The 19267-nt window shown below is 38.4% G+C and carries 18 protein-coding genes; 17 read left to right on the forward strand and 1 reads right to left on the reverse strand.

Annotation, left to right across the window (positions count from 1 at the left end; translation table 11 throughout):
• Positions 1-161: 161 nt before the first annotated feature.
• From VER_RS08665 to tuf, 17 genes are all read left to right on the forward strand, one after another.
• Positions 162-1064, forward strand: coding sequence for a hypothetical protein (locus tag VER_RS08665; RefSeq protein ID WP_162100433.1), 903 nt, complete (start codon positions 162-164; stop codon positions 1062-1064).
• A gap of 13 nt (positions 1065-1077) precedes the next feature.
• Entirely contained in the window at positions 1078-2058 is a 981-nt protein-coding gene (locus VER_RS08670; protein WP_162100434.1) for a N4-gp56 family major capsid protein, read from the forward strand.
• A gap of 59 nt (positions 2059-2117) precedes the next feature.
• Positions 2118-2672 (forward strand): hypothetical protein, encoded by a 555-nt coding sequence (locus VER_RS08675; protein ID WP_162100435.1) that lies wholly within the window; start codon positions 2118-2120, stop codon positions 2670-2672.
• A complete protein-coding gene (locus tag VER_RS08680; protein WP_162100436.1) occupies positions 2641-3111 on the forward strand; it encodes a hypothetical protein in 471 nt (156 codons plus the stop codon). The genes VER_RS08675 and VER_RS08680 overlap by 32 nt, the downstream gene beginning before the upstream one ends.
• Before the next feature lies 1 nt (position 3112).
• The gene (locus tag VER_RS08685; protein ID WP_162100437.1) at positions 3113-4537 is read left to right on the forward strand and encodes a hypothetical protein; all 1425 of its coding nucleotides are present in this window, start codon (positions 3113-3115) and stop codon (positions 4535-4537) included.
• Positions 4538-5815, forward strand: coding sequence for a hypothetical protein (locus VER_RS08690; RefSeq protein WP_162100438.1), 1278 nt, complete (start codon positions 4538-4540; stop codon positions 5813-5815). It begins immediately after the preceding gene.
• Positions 5815-6225, forward strand: coding sequence for a hypothetical protein (locus tag VER_RS08695; protein ID WP_162100439.1), 411 nt, complete (start codon positions 5815-5817; stop codon positions 6223-6225). The genes VER_RS08690 and VER_RS08695 overlap by 1 nt, the downstream gene beginning before the upstream one ends.
• Before the next feature lie 12 nt (positions 6226-6237).
• Positions 6238-7788: a Hint domain-containing protein gene (locus VER_RS08700; protein ID WP_162100440.1), complete on the forward strand. Its 1551-nt coding sequence runs from the start codon at positions 6238-6240 to the stop codon at positions 7786-7788.
• Positions 7789-7790: 2 nt separating this feature from the next.
• Positions 7791-9392: a hypothetical protein gene (locus VER_RS08705; protein ID WP_162100441.1), complete on the forward strand. Its 1602-nt coding sequence runs from the start codon at positions 7791-7793 to the stop codon at positions 9390-9392.
• Positions 9393-9404: 12 nt separating this feature from the next.
• Positions 9405-14720, forward strand: coding sequence for a phage tail tip lysozyme (locus tag VER_RS08710; RefSeq protein WP_162100442.1), 5316 nt, complete (start codon positions 9405-9407; stop codon positions 14718-14720).
• Between the two features lie 10 nt (positions 14721-14730).
• The gene (locus VER_RS08715; protein ID WP_162100443.1) at positions 14731-15066 is read left to right on the forward strand and encodes a hypothetical protein; all 336 of its coding nucleotides are present in this window, start codon (positions 14731-14733) and stop codon (positions 15064-15066) included.
• Positions 15063-15380: a hypothetical protein gene (locus tag VER_RS08720; RefSeq protein WP_162100444.1), complete on the forward strand. Its 318-nt coding sequence runs from the start codon at positions 15063-15065 to the stop codon at positions 15378-15380. Before VER_RS08715 ends, VER_RS08720 begins: the two co-directional genes overlap by 4 nt.
• On the forward strand, positions 15380-15967 hold the full coding sequence (locus tag VER_RS08725; RefSeq protein ID WP_162100445.1) for a GH25 family lysozyme: 588 nt from the start codon (positions 15380-15382) through the stop codon (positions 15965-15967). The genes VER_RS08720 and VER_RS08725 overlap by 1 nt, the downstream gene beginning before the upstream one ends.
• Before the next feature lie 9 nt (positions 15968-15976).
• Positions 15977-16549: a hypothetical protein gene (locus VER_RS08730; protein WP_238390198.1), complete on the forward strand. Its 573-nt coding sequence runs from the start codon at positions 15977-15979 to the stop codon at positions 16547-16549.
• Between the two features lie 81 nt (positions 16550-16630).
• Positions 16631-16855: a hypothetical protein gene (locus tag VER_RS08735; RefSeq protein WP_162100446.1), complete on the forward strand. Its 225-nt coding sequence runs from the start codon at positions 16631-16633 to the stop codon at positions 16853-16855.
• A complete protein-coding gene (locus VER_RS08740) occupies positions 16842-17249 on the forward strand; it encodes a DUF2335 domain-containing protein (protein WP_162100447.1) in 408 nt (135 codons plus the stop codon). Before VER_RS08735 ends, VER_RS08740 begins: the two co-directional genes overlap by 14 nt.
• A gap of 271 nt (positions 17250-17520) precedes the next feature.
• Positions 17521-18711 (forward strand): elongation factor Tu, encoded by a 1191-nt coding sequence (gene tuf / locus VER_RS08745; RefSeq protein WP_162100224.1) that lies wholly within the window; start codon positions 17521-17523, stop codon positions 18709-18711.
• 140 nt (positions 18712-18851) lie between these two features.
• Here tuf and VER_RS08750 read toward each other — a convergent pair.
• The coding region (locus VER_RS08750) for a transposase (protein WP_162100448.1) at positions 18852-19267 on the reverse strand (416 nt) is incomplete at its 5' end.

Here is a 19267-nt window from a genome sequence, read left to right on the forward strand (position 1 = left end):
AATGCTTAAGCACGTAGCCTATCAATGATAGTGGACGGTTTAAGAATAGCTACTCCGTCTGATTATGACGATAACTAATCAATTCGACCTGCAATGTCGATAAACTGCGATTAATTTTCGTCCCGATTATTGACGATAAACTAATTAAAAAGGAGATAACTATGAACGATGATGTAAAAGATGTAGTGAATGCAGAAGAGTATGGTTTAACAGCTGAAGATTTAAAAGATGTAGAAATTGATGATAAGTCTACTGATGTTACCGATGAACCAACAGGTGAGCAATCAGACACCCCTCTTAACTCTGAGAGTGAGCCATCAAGTGAAGGAAATGCAGATGTAGAGGAATCAACCAATGCTACTGAAGAAAATCATGGCGATTTAAACAAGGCACTTGCGGCTGAACGAAAACGCCGTAAAGAAGCTGAGAAAAAACTAAACGAATTTAGGCAACAATCCGCACCAGTTACATTAACGGCAGAAGAAGTCTCTAATATTAATGAATTTGCAAAGAAAACTGCTATGCAACAACTCGGAATTGATAATATGGAAGACTTGATGTATACGGACCCCGAAAAATATGCTCAACTTTTGGAAGAGCAAGGGCGTATTAAGTATGTGGTGACTCAACAGCAACAACAGCGGATGGTGTTGCGTAATCAAAACATCGCTTTTATTCAGTCTATTCAGTCAGCAGATGATTTCCAAGACATGTTGGCAATAGCGCAAGATGAACTTAATGGAATGACACGTGCTGAGTCTAATCCGATTGATGCGGCATTTGCTCGAACCGGAGCAGGTGTAGGTACACAACAAGATTTTGAAGTAATTACAAAGTTTGTTGAACGATTGCGTGGCAAGCTCAATGAACAAGCCATACAGCCACCTATTAATAATCCGTTAGAAAAGGCATCAAATTTGCCAAAAGCGGATGCATTAGGCGGTGGCAACGGTAAAGCGTTGGGTACTATTACTGATGATGAATTAATAAAAATCGTTGCCGAAGGGCGTGAGGCAGAATTGCCAGAGAGCCTACAGCGACAGATTAAAGAGTTAATCGGATAAGGAGCGATAAATTATGGCAGATATGGCTAATCAATTGACAATCCCTACAAATCTCGTCCCTAAATTGTGGGCGCGAAAAGTATGGCATGAAGGAGTAAAGGATAGCTATTTTGAAAAATTCACATCTACGGATGGCAAGAATGTTGTACATAAAAATGCGGATTTAAAGAAAGTAAAAGGCGATAAAGTAACCTTTGGTTTAGCTATGAATTTAGCAGGTGATGGTGTAGTTGGTACACGTGCCACACTAAAAGGCAAAGAGGACCAGTTAAGCATTTATGATTTTAGCGTAACTGTTGACTTGATCCGTAACGCTGTTACTCGTTATGAGGCAGAGGACCAGAAAAGCCCTTATGATAACTTGCCACTTATTAAAAGTGCATTAACTCAGTGGTTATCCGATTATTTGGATAATACGCTTATGGCTAAATTGTCTGCTAATCCAACAGCAGGCGAAGTAATGTATGCTGCCACTGCTGGTACTGTGGCAGGCACTGCAGCTACTGATAAATTGACTTGCAGCTTAATTAGCGCTGCTCGCCGTAAGGCTAAAATGCATGCACCAAAAGTTAATCCGATTAAAATCGATGGTCAAGATAAATATATTATGCTTGTAAGCCCTTGGGCATCTCGTGATCTCAAAGAAGACCCTGTATGGCAAGCCGCACAGCAAAATGCTAATGTGCGTGGTGCTAAAAACCCTATTTTCTCAGGTTCTTTGGGTGAATATGACGGTGTTGTACTTTATGAATATGAACGAGTAGTAACATCTGATACGGGTGCTAGTGGAGCAACCATTAATCGCAACTTGTTATTGGGTACACAAGCTGCATGCTTTGGTGTAGCTAGTGAACCACGTCATATTGCACAAGATGATGATTACGGCAACGTACAGGGTAATGGTATCAGCATTATGGCAGGCATTGAAAAGTCAAAATACAATAGCAAGGATTATGGTGTTATTCAAGTCATCACCGGCGGCAAAAAGGATTAATTAGTGTTTTAACAAAGGGGGGAGTGTAACAACTCCCCTTTAATTGTAGGAGCGATTATATGATTATCAAAGAATTACTTAATCGTGCCTTTATGCAGATTGATGATACGGGGCACGAAACTTATACTCCGTATAAATTATTAGAATTCTACAATGAAGGCAATCACTTGCTTAATCATTTACTTGCTAGTGTGTTTCCATCATATGTAAAGCGGACATATATATCTACAGGCATTGGAAAAGTAGAGTTACCTACTAATTGTATTGCCGTGTTAAAAGTAACCGCTGATGGGCAAGAGATTGATGATTATACGGTAAGTCAACTTAAGAATATCGCTTTTGATGCAGATGCAGAAGAGACCATAGAAGTTGAGTATGTTCCGACCGTTGATTACATGATGTTAGATGGTGAGAGCGGTTATATCGCGGAGATTGAGACAATGTTAGTTGATTATATTGTGTATCGTGTGATGCAAATGGATATTAATGGATTGGTAGCTATGTGGCAAGCAAGATTATCAGAGTTAGCTAATCAAAGCGGTGGTAACACAGGTGTAGTAATGGCAAGGGGGTATTACGATTATGGTGGTCAGCGAACTGATTACGGAGATTAATCTTGAAAGTAATGAGATTTTAGACAATGAAAAAGAATATATCCCTTATATTAATGCAGCCATTGACCACTTATCTATGATATTAACTGCCATTAAAGATCGTGAAGTCATTAAGCGTAAATCTATTAATAATAACGATGTTATTCCTGTTGGATTTATGCAGTTTGTGCCTAAACAAGGATATCCTATTACTATTAACAATGGCTCTTTTGAGACGTACGGGCAAAAAGAAGTAAGAGATGTATATTATGCGGTGAAAAAAACACATATTGCTAATATGGCAGATAGTATTCCTTTTACAGAGTTATATACTCATTACTTAGTGCAGCTAGTTTCTTATTTGGTTAAGAAAAAATCATTGATGATTGAATATGCAGGATTTGATAAAGGGTTTATTGATAGCTTGACACAACTCATTCAACAATCAAGGGGGTATTAGCATGGGTGAGAAATTACTTGCTAGTACTCGTGGTTTTAGATTGGGCATTGATTGGTCAACGAGTCCAGAGAATATTGGTATTGAAAGTGTTGTGCAAGCCTTACAATGCGAATTTGACAGAACTGATGGTGCATTACGAACTGTGGCAGGTGTAAGAATTGCTTATGATGCAGGTATTGAAGTAGAAAGCTTGTTTTACGATATTAACCGTAAACGGTTTTATTTCAATAGTGGTAATAATCTTTATTATACTGACTTGCATACACATGAATTAATCGGGCAATTAACAGGTACAAAAAAGCCTAAATATCACATTTATGATGGCGATGTATTAATTGCTAGTGGTGGCAAGCTACAAGCTATTACAGGTAGTGGCACATTAATTACGATTGATGATAGTCCTGCTTGTGAATTTGTAAGCAGTTACAGTGGGCGTGTGATTGTATCAAGCATCTATGGTCATAGCGTGTACTGGAGTGCTATTGGTGATTATAAATCGTGGAAAAATAACACTAATGATGCATCGAGTGGTCAATATGTTGATGTGGGCTATAAAGACCAAGGAACGATTATTTCATTAGACTTTTTAGGTAAATCAATACTTGTTTACAAGCAGTATGGCAAGGTGTATCAGGTAGTTGGTGCTCCATCTGATGGTTATTTTAGTGTATTACCTTTATCGACTACTGGTTATTGCAGTGGTAGCGCAATTAACATTGATGACCGTAGCTATTATTTAGGCAATAGCGGTTTAATGTCATTTATGCCTACTAATACGTATGCCAACATACAACCTTTTGAAACTGGATTAAATATCAACGCTTATTTAATCAAAAATATCAAAGATACTTGCGAGATGTGGCACGTACCGAGTCGAAAACAGATTTGGATTAAGCCAGAAACAGGCAATCTTGTGTTTTTGTATCACTATATCCCTCGATATGAGGACGGACGGGGTGTGTTTACATCACGCAAATTAACACATAATTTACATGATGTCGTGGATTATAACAAAGACGTATATGTAGCGTATGGTACTAAAATTGGCGTGTTGGATGAGCGTTTAGATACTGACGATGGTAAGCAGTTACAAACATCGATTATCTCTGGCAATAGGCTGGCGACTAAACTCTTTATTTTATTAATGAATTATGACTTTGTAGCTCACAATATCATTGATGGATATGGCAATGTACAAATCAGTAATCGGACTCCAAAACAAATAAAGTTTGTATCTAAAGATGAGCGCTTAAACGATGAGGACGGCGTGTTATTACACGACTATAGTGATTTGTTATCTCAAGATGAGTATACCAAGGTTTATAAAATCGGTGGCGGTGCAAATCGTAATCTACAGATAAAGATATTTGTACAAAAGGGCGCTATATCTATTAGGCAGTTTGACTATAATTACGAGGAGGTTTAAATGTCATATCAAGAGATATATCCACTAAACGATAGTCCTAGTGGTGATACTAAGCGTGAGGCTATCCTTAAAAATCGGCAAGAGATGCTAAATATTGCTGATGAAATAGATAAAAAATCTAACGGCAATGGTAGCGGTGGCGGATTGCGCAATCGTGTTTTAAGCGGCAGCACATCAGGTGGCCAATATAACTATTTAAGCGGTGATAGTCTATCAGTGGCTATAGATGGCACAGTAACGCCTGTAGTAGTAACCTTTGCTAATGGATTTGATATTAATGGAGCTGTAGACTATGTTAAATCGATTACAGCAAGAGCGACTCCATGGGTAGTACCTGCAAATACAACGTCATATTTGTATCTTGATTATAATGTTGGGACGGGTGCAATTAATTATGGTAGTACAACTATTAAACCTGTTATTAGTAATACTCCACCAGAAAATGCAAGTACTAATATGCATTACTACAATGAGATGCTAGCTAAAACGTTTTATTATAACGGCATTCAGTGGGTTGATAAAGTGCGAGTGTTTATTGCAGCAGTCAAAACTACATCTACAAGCGTTTCTGACATTATTTATCTAGAACGTAGTGATAATACGATTACTAGCAAGCAAATTGGAAATAGTACGATACAAACAATCAATTTGTCTGATGACAGCATAACAACAACAAAGATTAAAAATAAAAGTGTAACTTTAGATAAATTAAGCGATGATGTCACAACGGCCATTAATACAGCTGTTAATAATGTGTTGGATAAAGTATATCCAATTGGATCTATTTACTGCAGTACTATTGCAACTGATCCTCATGAGTTGTTTGGGTTCGGCAAGTGGACATATATTGAACAAGGTAGAGTTTTATTATCGCAAGGAAGTAATTTCAAAGCAGGTACTATGGGCGGTGAGTCCATGCATACATTAACTCTTGAGGAAGCTCCTTGGCATAATCATAATGAATTTACGGACTCGAGTGGAGCACACACACATAATAGAGGCACTATGGAGATTGCTGGTAATGTTTGGGCAACAGTAGGTCCTGAGAATGGGGTGACAGGTGTATTTACTTATGATGCGGAAGGCCAAGGCTTCACTAATTGGACTAATCACTCTAAAGATGGTAGATTGATAAGTTTTTTAGCGTCTCGTAATTGGACTGGATTAACATCTGAGGAAGGCGAACATAGCCATAAAATTGCTGGAGACGGTGAGAATCAACCTCACAATAACATGCAGCCATACCTTGCGGTATATATGTGGCAGAGGGAGAGCTAATGAAGCTAAATAACCTTAAAGAAATGATTGAAGACTATGAACGATACACTCAAGAAGTAGTTAATCTTGATGGATTTTACTTTGATAAGGAAGACGGCTCATTTCATGATGACTATTACACCTATTTTAAATTTTTTGATAAACAAGGATTTTTATTTTGGTGTGTAAAGGAGATTGAGGGTCAAAAGTATATATGTTTGTTGCAAACCTATGGCTTTTTTAAGGCTATGGCACCTTATGTAAAAGAGGTTATGCGGTTAAACGGCATTAAGTATGTATTGACATTTACAACTCGTAATCCACGGGCACACATGCGTAAATGGCATATGCAACGGCTAGAGACAGAGGATTATGAGTATCGAGGTAAAAAATATTATGCGCTTATCGCCACATATGACGATGTGCATTAGAGAGGAGATACTATGTATAAATTTGATTTACAGTTATTTGGCGGTGGCAAGAATAAGAATAAATCATCTACAAAGGTTAATTTATTACCGTCAACACAAGAAGAACAAAAAGCATTAGCTAATCAGTTAGATTATATTAATCAAGCTAATCCGGCTGCTAAAAATGCTTTACAAATGGGTAATAATGCCATGAATGGAGCAAATGTAAATGTTGACTATCAAGGCTTGTATAATCGTTATTTGAATCAAAACAATCAGAACTTAAATAATGTTAACACTATGAGCGGTCAAACACAAAATGCAATGAAAGATAATGCTAGTGCTAACGCTCAGTACGGCTCAAGCATGGGTAATGCTATGGATAGCATGAACAATACAGCCAATACCCTTAATGAACAGTATAAAAATGCGTTATCAGATTTTAACAACAGTTATAGTGGTATTGCTAATGGTCAATTACCTACAGCGTATAGCGAAAATCGTGAAAAGGCGTTAAATAACTCACTTGAAAATACAGTAGGTAATACGTTATCAGGATTGGCTAGCCGTGGAGTGATTAACAGTAGTCAAGCGGATACGGCCTTTAATGGTATCAGTAAGAATGCAAGCGATACATTGGCTAATCAATATGCCAGTGATTTAGGACAGGCTGCACAATTGGCAAGTAATGGATTTGCTAATAATTTAAGCGGTATTAATGCTCAACAAGGATTATGGAATAATCAGTACAGCAATAATATGAATGGGTTGAATAATCAAGCTAATTTGGCTAATCAATCTTATTCAAATATTTTAAGTGGTATTAATACGGGCAGTGGATTAACTAACCAGGCAGAAACGATGGCTTATAATCCATTGCAGTATGGTGGCACAGCACAGCAAAATGCAGTACAGTATCCAACAAGTTTATATAGTTTAAGTGCGGCGTTAAATAGTCCAAATAGTAATTTATGGGAGGCAATGATGAGAGCAAGATATGGAGCAAGTAGTGGAAATACATCCTCAACATCACAACAAGGCAGTGGCAACTTTATTACAGGTCTTGTTGGTGGTTTTTGTTTTCCTGCAGGAACAGACATTGCAACACCTACAGGGGCAGTAAATATTGAAGTAGTCAATGATGGAGACCAAGTACTTACATTGGGCAATGTTATTAATGTTATTAAATTACATAACATGGGAACTAAACATATTTACACGTTAAAAACTACTCGAACCGCTGTTAATACAACAGAAACCGAGAAATTTAAAACTCGTGATGGATGGAAACTGCTCACAGAATTAGTTATTGGTGATGAAATTATGACAGTACATGATTATGATCGTGTGACTGAAATTGTTGATACAGGTCGTGACGATGAAGTTTATGTGCTTGAATGTGACGGAGATAATACATTCTATGCTAATGGTGTTTTAGCTGAAGGTCTGACGGACGCTGATAAAAAAGCAAATGAAGAAGTTGAAAAAGTGGTAGAAGAAAAGACCGCTGAAACGATAGAAGAAAAACCAAAAGCAAGACGTAGAAGTAAAAAAATGGTAGAAGCCGTAGAGAAGGAGGTTTAATTATGGGAATGACTGATGAAGCTTTAGGACGTTTAGCCGGCATGTGGCTTGGTCATCGTTGGAATCGAATTCAAGAAAATAATGCGGCTAAAGCGTTGGGTAATATGTATGGATATGATTATGATGCAGAGAAAGCAGCACAACAAGGTACACAGCAAGCGATGCAACAAGATGCTAATAGTAATCTTTGGAATCAAATACCTAATGTACAAAATAATATTGCACAATATACACACCCCACTAACCAAGTAGCATTTAATTTGCCGAATAACACTCAGGAGAATCTTTGGCAGACAGATTTAACGCAGTATACTCGCCCACAACAAAGCAATAATAATGTGTGGCAAACAACACAACAACCGACGATTGCTAATGGAGCTTTAGAGGCTAATCAGAATTTATGGCAAACAATGCAAAAGCCACAGCAATCACTGCTTAATCAATCCAATAACAATAGTTTATGGAATTTTACGCAACAACCCAATTCAGGACAAGCATTTGGACAATTTGTAAACCCGCAAGCAACCTCATTAAACGGCGCTAGTGTTAATGAGGGAAGACATAATCAAGCTAGCGCTTTACCGGATATGCATAAACCATTGGCAGAAACTAATGGGATGGGAATCCCAGACCGCAATGCGATTACAACTAATTATCAGAGGCAGTTTGGTAAGGATGTTGTAGCATTGGTTAAAGGTGGCATGAATTTGAATGATGCAAAAGCATATGCAGCAAATCGGATGCAAAGCAACATCGATAGAGCATATGGAGATTATGTTTCTAAATTTACTGATGATGTGCTTGAACCAATGCGACAGGATATTGTTAATAACCTCATGTATACCACTGATAAAGATGGTAATACGGTGGTAGATACATATAACAGCAGTAAGGTTAAAGGCATGTATAGTGCAGTTACACGCTATAACGCACTTGCCCAAAAGGTAGGGGCGCAACAAATTGATATGAATAATCTAGCTAGTGCCGCGGCTATTAATAAACCTAATATTAAATACCAAACGATGCCTAATGGTTATCTTGTTGGGTTTGATGGTGATACGGGTGAAGTGCATAATGTTGGTAACTATGGCAAGGTTTCCCTTTATGGGGCACAAAACGGTCATATTATTACGCATGATGATAGTGGCAACATTAAAGATATTGGTGGTTATGGTGCCGTAAAATTACAACAACTTGATGATGGTACAACTTATCTTGTAAGCGCTGATGGGCAGAAGCAACTTGTTGGTAAATTCCCTAAATTTGGTAGCGGTGGTATCGCTTCCGGTGGCACGAGTGGGTTACAAGCACAACAGTTGCGTACATTAGCTTCATTGCATACAACTTGGATGAAACAGCATTTAGATGCGGATGAAAGCGAAAGCCCGTACTACAATGATTTGCAAACTGCTCTAGCAAATGGCGTTGGTGGCAGTAAAGGTGCCGCATCAAGCGATGACCATGCAGACTTAAAAGGTCAGGATAAGGCTGTTGCCGATTTAATCGATAAAAAGCGAATGAACGGTGAAAGCCCTGAGCAAATTAAAGCGGAGCTTGAGGAAGTTTTTGGCAAAGGAAACTATTATATTAATTGGATTTGGTAGAAAGGATTAATTATGAATAGTTTTAGCGATATTAAGAAGAAATATGACAGTGAAGGTAGCTTTAATAGCTTTTCCGAAATAAATACAGCTTTCAATGGAGAACCTCAGCCGAGTATGCTCGACAATATCGCTAATGTTGCAAGCTCTGCGGTAGATGGGGTGCGTGAATTTGCTAGTGGTGTTGGCGATTTTGCGACTAATACAGTAAAAAGTATTGGCGATTGGTATGACAATAGTAAGCAAGCACTATCAAATTATTATGATGCGGCTAATAAAGGGCTTGCTGATGGGACAATGATTAATACTGGAGACGGTTATATTATTAACCCTGATAAAAGCGATACATCAGAAGCCGATGAATTGCGTAGCCTCGGAAAACAAGCTTATGATACAACGATTGGACATCCAGCAATGTATGCTGCAATGACTCCATATATGCCAGCCCCCATTAAAGCGGCGGCAGGGCTTGCAACCTTACCAACACTGGCTAGTGATGCAACTCAAGCGTATGATAGCAACATGCAAACTGCCGATGCAACTGGTGGTTCATGGATTGGTGCTGTAGGTAATACAGCTAAAAATTTATTGATTGACCCACTTGTAGAACCGGTTGAAAAGTGGATTGAAAACCCTGCTAGTCAAGTTGACGCAATTCGTCAAGGCGGTTTAGGTGCCGCTTATGACAATGTATTAATGCCATTTGAAGGTGCAAGGGGGGCTTATCATTTAGGCAAGGCAGTTACCCCTAAATCAGCAAAAGCTAAAGTGGGGGATGTCATTGATAATGTAAAATCACAAGCATACGATAGCTTTAAGGATATTAGCGATAAATTTAATAAAAGTGTAAAGCCTATTTCTGATGGAGATAGTTTTGCAAGCATTAAAGAAAACTTTGTATCAGAGCCAATTCAAGCCTTGAAATCATTTGATGAGAATATCAGTGAATGGAATGCTGATACACCGACTGATATGCAACGGGCTATATACGACAGATTAAGAAGTGATGGCTTTTTTACTGACACTGAAGCGGCTGCAATTACAGGTAATATTGCACAGGAAAGTACATTTGATAAATTTGCTAAAAGCAGTGATGGGAATAATTCGGAGGGGCTTGCTCAGTGGACTGGCTCTCGGTTAGATGACCTCAAGCGGTTTGCGGCTGAGAATAATAGTGATCCGTACGACTGGAGAACTCAAGTTGATTTTATTAAGTATGAAATGCAAAATAAAGAATCTGCTGCATTGACAGCCATGCGGGAAAATCCGAATGCTACTCCGGAAGAAATGGCAGTTATCGTACGGGAAAAATATGAGCGTCCTGACCCCACCGCTGCTAATGATGCCAGACGTATGCAAGCAGCAAGAGAGGTATATGATGGTCAATCTAGCCCGCATAATAATACTCCGAATATGGCAGATGGTAACAATAATCGATTCATAACAGAAACGTTTAAAGAAGAGCCATATAATCCGAATACTATTGATTTTAGTAATGAAAATAGAATTGGTACTGTTGAAGTTGGTAATGAAAAACCAAATTTGAACTTATTTGAAAAATCTGCTGACCAAGCTGAAGTTATGAATAGGGCAGAGCATAATCTGAATATGTTTGACAAAACGAAGGTTAATCCTGAACAAACAAATCCTTATTCTGATATAAAGCCTGCTGAATTGGCAGAAAAGATTAAATCTAAAGAAATCGACCCTAAATTCAGAGAGTATGATGCAGAAAAATTGGCTGAATATGAGAAGTATTCAGAAAAAGAGTTGTTTGAAAAAACTCGTGACAATGTTATTCAGCTTAAAGAAGGTGTTACAGATCCTTTAGGTAATACTGTAAAAGTAATGTATGACGAATCAAATAAACATGCGATAGACCAAATAGCTAATTATTTTATGCGAGGGCATAGTGATGGTAAGATAAGCAAAAAACGTGCATTTGCTACAACGTTAATTAAGGAGACCGCTAGCAATCCTGATTTGATTTTGAGACAGGCTAATGGACGAAATGCATATGTTAGCTATTTTAAGGGAATTGATAATATAACTCATCAGGTCATTGTAAGTCTTGACGAAGCTGATAGAGGAAAAATTATATCGTCTCATGTAGCTGCGGATATGCAGAGAAAACGTCATAATGCCATAAAAAAACTCATTTCAGATACTAAAAAAGCCGACGCAATTGTATACGTCAGCGATAGTATTAGAAATGAGTTAGAAGGTGGCCTGTCGCAGTATCACCGACCCCCAACTAGTGATAGGGGTTCAACACTGGATACTCAGCTCCACCCATCTAGTAATTTAAATATAACAGATGTGGTGGAAAAAGTAAAGCCAAATGATGTGCAGTACTTTTCAGATAATCCCCAATCACCTTATCGATATGTTGAAGGTGAAGAGAATTTAACATCCGATAAACCTGTAAACCGTCAAGAGATTTTTAATGCTATTGATGAGAATTTTAAATCAATTAGACATGGGCGTATTGGGAGAAAAGGTGTTTTAGGCTTTTTCAATACTAAAACTGATGCGGTCAGAGTAAGAAATTATGGCGATTTTGAAGCAGCTGCTCATGAATTGGGGCATTATTTGGATAAGTATTTTGGATTTACTACCAAAGAACACCAAGCTGAGCTAGTAAAAAATGTTCATCGTAGGTTTGGCGGTAGATATGACAAATTGGATTCTACAGGGCTAGCAAAAAAAGGTTTTGCTGAATTTTATCGCGATTATACAACTAATAGAGCTAGGGCTAAGGCAGATTTTCCCGAATTTTATGATGAATTCACTAGTAGATTGAAGGCGGCGCCGGAGCTAAATGCACGAGTTGAAAAGGTAAGTGCAGTAATGCATCAGTGGTATCGACAAGATCCTCATGAGCGTATTAAAGGCTCAATTACGTTTGGTAAAAATAATTCCTTAATGGGCGATGTAATTAATAATCCAAAAGAAACAGTTACTCGATTTTTGGATGATGCGTATACACGAGCTATTGATGAACTCCATCCATTAGAAAAGATAGTTAGTGAAGTGGAAGATATTACTGGCAAAAAATTAAAATTTGCAGATAATCCATTTATGCAAGCATGGGTATCTCGTGGCTGGGTAGGCAAGGCTGAAGCTTTATTAGAACATGGCCCAGGGTCATTTAAAGAAGCTGTTGCGGATATTCCCAATAATTTGCACGAAGATTTTTCAGCATATCTTGTAGCAAAACGGCAGATGGATATTTTGCGGTGGAATAAGGCGCATCCGAATGAAGCAATATATACTGATAAATCAATTAAAGATGTTATTGCAACCATAGGACACTATGAAAGAACTTATGGCAGTAAATTTATTGATGCGCAGCAAAAAATTGTATCTTACAGTAATAAATTATTGGATTTAATGCGTGATGCGGGGTTAATCAGTCAAAAGGATATTAATGCAATGCGTGCTAAATATCCAAACTATGTGCCATTTATCCGTGATTTTGGCGAAGCCGGAATTGATAACTTTGGCAGTAAGGGTGACGGATTTATGAATGTTCATGCGCCTATTAAGAAGATGAAGGGGAGCGGGCGTGATATTGTTGACCCGCTCGAAAGTATCATTAAAAATACCTATGCTACGATTAATGCCATTGAAAGAAACAAAGTTGCACAGTCGTTCGTTAAAATTTCAGAACAAGAAGGTATGAGTGATCTTGTTGAACGGGTAACAGGTACACCTTCAGCTAAAGACTCTACTTTTTATGTGATGAAGGACGGTAAAAAGACCGTTTATCAAACAACACCGGATATTTATCAAGCCTTACAATTTACAAATGCTGAAAGTGTCAAATGGTATGTAAAGGTAATGAAAACTCCAGCAGGATGGCTGAGAGCTGGCGCTACGCAATTAAGTCCAGAGTTTATCTTGCGAAATCCTGTACGAGATATGATTGGTGCAACAATATATAGTCAACATGGCTTTATTCCTGTTGTGGATACATTGAAGGGCATTATGCATTATCTCAAAAAAGACAATGTGTACTGGGATTATAAGAAGAGCGGTGCCGGCAACAGTGCAATGGTAAGTCTTGACCGTAATTATCTTCAAAATTCTATTCGAGATATTTTAAAACAACCGAGTGTGATGCGGAAAATTGCTACCTCTCCACTCGATGTGATTAGAGGGCTAAATGAAGCAACAGAAATGGCAACACGATTGGCTGAGTTTGATAATGCACGCAAGGGCTATACAGGCATTATGAACCGCTTAGCTGGCGGTAAAAGAAAGCCGTTGAGTAGTGCAGAGGCTGCGATTCAAGCACGTGATGTTACGTTAGATTTTAGCCGTATTGGTAAAAATACCAAAACATTCAATAAAACGATTGCATTTTTTAACGCATCATTACAAGGTACTGATAAGATGATACGTTCATTTCGTGAAAATCCGGCTGAAATGACGTTTAAAACAGCTGCATTTATTACCTTACCGAGTGTGGTATTGTGGTGGCTTAATAAAGATGACCCTCGTTATCAGGAGTTACCACAATGGGAAAAGGATATCTTTTGGATCATACCAACAGAAGACACACTGATTAAAATCCCTAAACCATTTGAGTTGGGCATTTTATTTGGCACAGCTCCAGAGCGTGCACTGCAATATGCTTACGATAAGCAAAGAAATGTAAACGGCAGAGGCTTTGAAGGCTTAGGCACAATGGCTATGGACAACATGATGCCATCGCTTATGCCTACTGCTGTAATTCCTTTATTGGAATGGGCAACAAATTATAGCTTTTTTATGCAGAGGGATATTGTACCTCAAAGCATGACTAAATTACCTGACCACTTACAATCTGATTGGCGTACATCTTATATCGGGAATCAGGTAGGCAAAGCATTTAATGTATCACCTATGTTAGTAGACAACACCATTAGAGGGTATGGTGGTGGATTTGGTTCTTTGATTATGGATATGACAGACCGCATGAGTGGGGTTGCTGATACACGTCCTGCTAAAAAATGGAATGAGCAACCAGTTATTAAAGGTTTTACCGAGACCCCTTATAAATCGAGCGACAGCGTGCAACGATTATATGATGAATATAACAAGCAAGAAGGATTACTTAAGGCTATGCAGTTAACTGGCGAAAAGCAAGAGGGGTTTGACGCTAGGTCCTATAATATGATGAAACAAGCGCATAAACAATTACAGCAATTGAATAAAGCGTCTAAACAGATTAGGGAGAGTAAAAGGCTCTCAAGTCAGCAAAAGAGGGAAAAGCTCGACATGATTGATTTTCAAAAAGTTAATGTAGCTAGGAGAGGGCTAAGCTTACGACCTATTACAAAGTAAAGGAGTAAATATGGAAACTAATCCAATGTATGACCTCGCCTGGTGGTCGTCCTTAGTTGGCGTTGTACTAGGTGTAGCAACGATTTTAGGATGGTTTATTAAGACAGTGATATTTGATAGGTGGGAGGCTAAACAGTCTGTAACCGAGGTTAAACGCCTTAAAACTGACGAGGCGGTGAGTGACATTAAATCTGTTACGCAAACCACATCAGCCGATGTACAAAAGATTTTGTTAAGTGTGGAACGCACCAATGCGACATTAACCGAGCATAACCATCGCTTAGAGTCGCAAGAGGAGCGTATACAACGCCTTGAAAATAAAATTTTGTGGGGCGATAAATCATGAAATGGATAAATCGCTTAAAAGATGTATATAAAACAATAAAGGCTGCCGACCTAAAAATCGGCAACCTGCTGTTTTATGAAGTTGTGATTGGCATATCTCTATTACCACTGATATTTGTAGTGTTTTCACTATTATATATATGGTTTGCACACATTACGGACGATTGGGCATTTAAAGTGGTTGAATATGCGATTAAGATTATTAATGCTATCCTTACAGGTCAAGTGATGGCTTGCATTATTGCGTATGGGGCAAAGTTACGTGATAGCGATAATAACGGTATCAGTGACGATGATGAGAGGAGTAATAAATAATGCAGATTGTAGATGTATCTGAGCATAATGCTAATGTTGATTTCGGGGCATTAAAGGCAGCAGGAGTAGATGGTTGTATAGTGCGCCTTGGATATGGCAAAAGTGGATTAGATAGTAAGTTTTACGAGTATATCAATAAAGCTGTTGAGGCAGGTATGCAGATTGGCGTATATCATTACTCATATGCGCTTGATGAGGCTGCTGCTGAGATTGAGGCACAGTTTATCATCGATACACTCAGACAAAGTGGACTCACACCAGACCGCTTAGAGCTTGGCGTATGGCACGACATGGAAGATGGCGACGGATATAAGGAGCGCCACGGTATGCCGACTAATCAAACACTAACTAATATTGCTAGCATCGTAATCAATCGATTATGGCAAGCTGGATATAGCAATGCTGGTTTGTATGCAGCATATGACTATATAATAAATAAGTTATATATGGATCAATTAGGTTGCGATATTTGGTACGCTCAATATAACTATCAGATGGATTGGCAGGACCCACGTGTTAAACTTTGGCAATACACAATGTCCGCTAATATTAACGGTCAATTATACGACATGAGTCGCACTGTGTGAGGTGATTGTATGAGCAAGGTTAAATTATACCTAAGCCAACATAAAAGCGCTGTGACAGTGATTATAGGCGTTATAGCAGTAGTGTTAATTGTGCTAGTTGTGGGATACAAGCAATCAGGTGATAAACAACAGCCTAAAATAGTTACTACCGATACTATCAATAATGCCCAAGCCTTATCTAAGAGCATCAATGTAACACCTGATACGGCAGTGCAAATACAGCGTGAGATACAGCACACAAAAGAGCCTGCAGCTACATATTATCTGCAAGCATCTGATGTTAAAACTGCTGCCAAGCAGACTCAACAGTCTATAAACAATAATAGTAAGACATTGCCTACGGTCGTAACAGAAAAATCAGATAGAACTGCAGTTGTAGCTAATGAGCAACAACAAAAGGTTGATGTTTATAAAATCAATCTCAATAAGGCACACAAGATTAAAGCAGGGATAACGGTGATTGACGATAAATCATATGCTACTGTTGGCTATCAGGCAGGGCGCTTTGAGGGCATGGCACATTTTAAGTCAGATGGCAAGATTAAAGGTGCAACTGCTTTATATACAGTTGCTGAATGGTAAGAAATTTCAGCAAATGACAAATGAAAGTTGATGATAATATATTTTTAAGGTATAATTGGAATACAGATAGGAGGTGCTTTTATGAAGGAAAAAGGAGTAAGAAAAAATAAATATTCTTTTTGGGCAAATTTATTTTTATGCGGAGTATCTATGATTTCTTTATACCCTACAATTCATTATAAATCACCCATTAGTCATAGTTCTGCCGACATAGTTGAAAAGGCTTGGGAAATGACAGGAAATAGTATGTATTCTGCAGTTGATAGAGTAGGGGGAAGATTAGGGATAATTCATGGAAGAAGATAAGCTTGAGAAGAATGAAAACCATAACTCTGTTGAAGTAGAAGAAAAACCTGAGGTAAAAACAGCTATTCGTGAAGTGATATCGGCTACGTATAAAGGACCTTTGCCACCGCCTAATATTATGCGAGGTTATGATGATATATGTCCTGGTGCAGCTAAAATGATTTTAGATGAATTTCAAGCTAATTCTGAGCATGTGCGAGAAATGGAAAGAATGACTCGACAAAAAGAGCTGGATATGGCTAGTCGAGGTCAAATTATTGCTACAGTATTTGGTGGTGTTTTATTTGCTATTGTAATATGGTCTTTAGTTTCAGGTTGGTTTTGGATAGCAGGCGCAGGTATTATTACAGCGTTAGTTTCTGTGATAACTGCGTTTTTGAAAAGAGAAAATTAGAATAATGAAAGCACTCACAATAGTGGGTGCTTTTTAGTGATTAAAATGTTCTACAAAATTAAAGGAGTGACAGCTGTTTTGCTTTGACGGCAAAAACACGTCAAAAAATATACAGAAATTAATCTTTTTTTATAGACTTTAAATCAAGATATAAAAGATGGCCAATACGCAATATTACTCATTTTTATAAAAAAGTAGACAAACAAAATCGTTACGGAGTATAATGGGCGTATATAGGTTTTTATTTTTGTGAAGGAGGCTCATTACTTCAATGGCAAAAGCAAAATTTGAACGTACTAAACCACATGTTAATATCGGTACTATCGGTCACGTTGACCATGGTAAAACAACTCTTACGGCAGCAATCACTAAAGTATTGGCTGAAGAAGGTAAAGCTCAGTTCCAAGACTACAGCATGATTGACAAAGCTCCAGAAGAACGTGAACGCGGTATCACAATCAACACGTCCCACGTTGAATATGAAACTGAAAACCGTCACTATGCACACGTTGACTGCCCAGGCCATGCTGACTATGTTAAAAACATGATCACTGGTGCTGCTCAGATGGACGGCGCTATCTTGGTTATCGCTGCAACTGACGGCCCTATGGCTCAGACTCGTGAACACATCCTTCTTGCTCGTCAGGTAGGTGTACCAGCTATCGTTGTATTCTTGAACAAAGCTGATATGGTTGACGACGAAGAATTAATCGAATTAGTAGAAATGGAAGTTCGTGAACTTCTTTCCACTTACGAATTCCCTGGCGACGAAGTACCTATTATCGTAGGTTCCGCTTTGAAAGCTTTGGAAGGCGACGCTAAATACGTAGAAAAAATCAAAGAATTGATGGCAGCTGTAGACTCCTACATCCCAACTCCAGAACGTGATACTGACAAAACTTTCTTGATGCCAGTAGAAGACGTTTTCACAATCACTGGTCGTGGTACAGTAGCAACTGGCCGTGTTGAACGTGGCGAAGTTAAAGTAGGCGACACTGTTGAAATCGTTGGTCTTAAAGAAAAAGCAGAAAGCTATGTAGTAACTGGTCTTGAAATGTTCCGTAAAACTTTGGACTCCGCAGTAGCTGGTGACAACGTTGGTGCGCTTCTTCGTGGTGTAGATCGCAAAGATATCGAACGTGGTCAAGTATTGGCTAAACCAGGTTCCATTCACCCACACACTAAATTCAAAGGTGAAGTTTACGTATTAACTAAAGAAGAAGGTGGCCGTCATACTCCATTCTTCTCCAACTACCGTCCACAGTTCTACTTCCGTACAACAGACGTAACGGGCGTTATCGAACTTCCAGAAGGTACTGAAATGTGTATGCCTGGTGATAACATCACTATGAGCATCGAATTAATTACACCAATCGCTATCGAAGCTGGTCTTCGTTTCGCTATCCGCGAAGGTGGCCACACAGTAGGCGCTGGTGTTGTTACTGAAATCATCGAAGGCTAATTTGGTGATTTTACACAACGAGTATACCTAGTATAGTCGATAATAATTGAAGAGACACCGCTTGAGGGTTACCTTGGGCGGTGTTTTTGATTATTTTAAATTTTTCTGGCTCTTTGTCAAATTTTGGGGCGCTAAAGAGATTATGCACTCTTAGGAAGGACATGCGACGTAATTGTTGCGTGTCCTTTTTTAGCATTAATGAATAAAATCCGATTACGAAAGCGTTCGAAGTTTTGTATTCCAAACGCACAACGTTTCAGTGCTTTTATTTTATTGTTACAACCTTCTGTAAAGCCGTTAGAGTACGGTAATGTTAGGGCATTCACTATCTCTTCCCGCCAAAATTTAAAGGTCTTTAGAAGTGATTTAAATTCAGGTAGTTCAGAGCTGGCTACTAAGGAAAGCCATTGATCAATGGCCCATTGGATATTTTCTTTATCTTTAAACATTAAAACGCGTGAAAATGCTTGTTTTAATACATAGGCACGGTGTAATCTGGAAGAATAATGGAACATATCCATAAGTTTTGTGAATTCTTTGTCTGTTAGTGCTTTAA

This window comes from Veillonella sp. R32, from assembly GCF_010093125.1.
Taxonomy (GTDB): domain Bacteria; phylum Bacillota; class Negativicutes; order Veillonellales; family Veillonellaceae; genus Veillonella_A.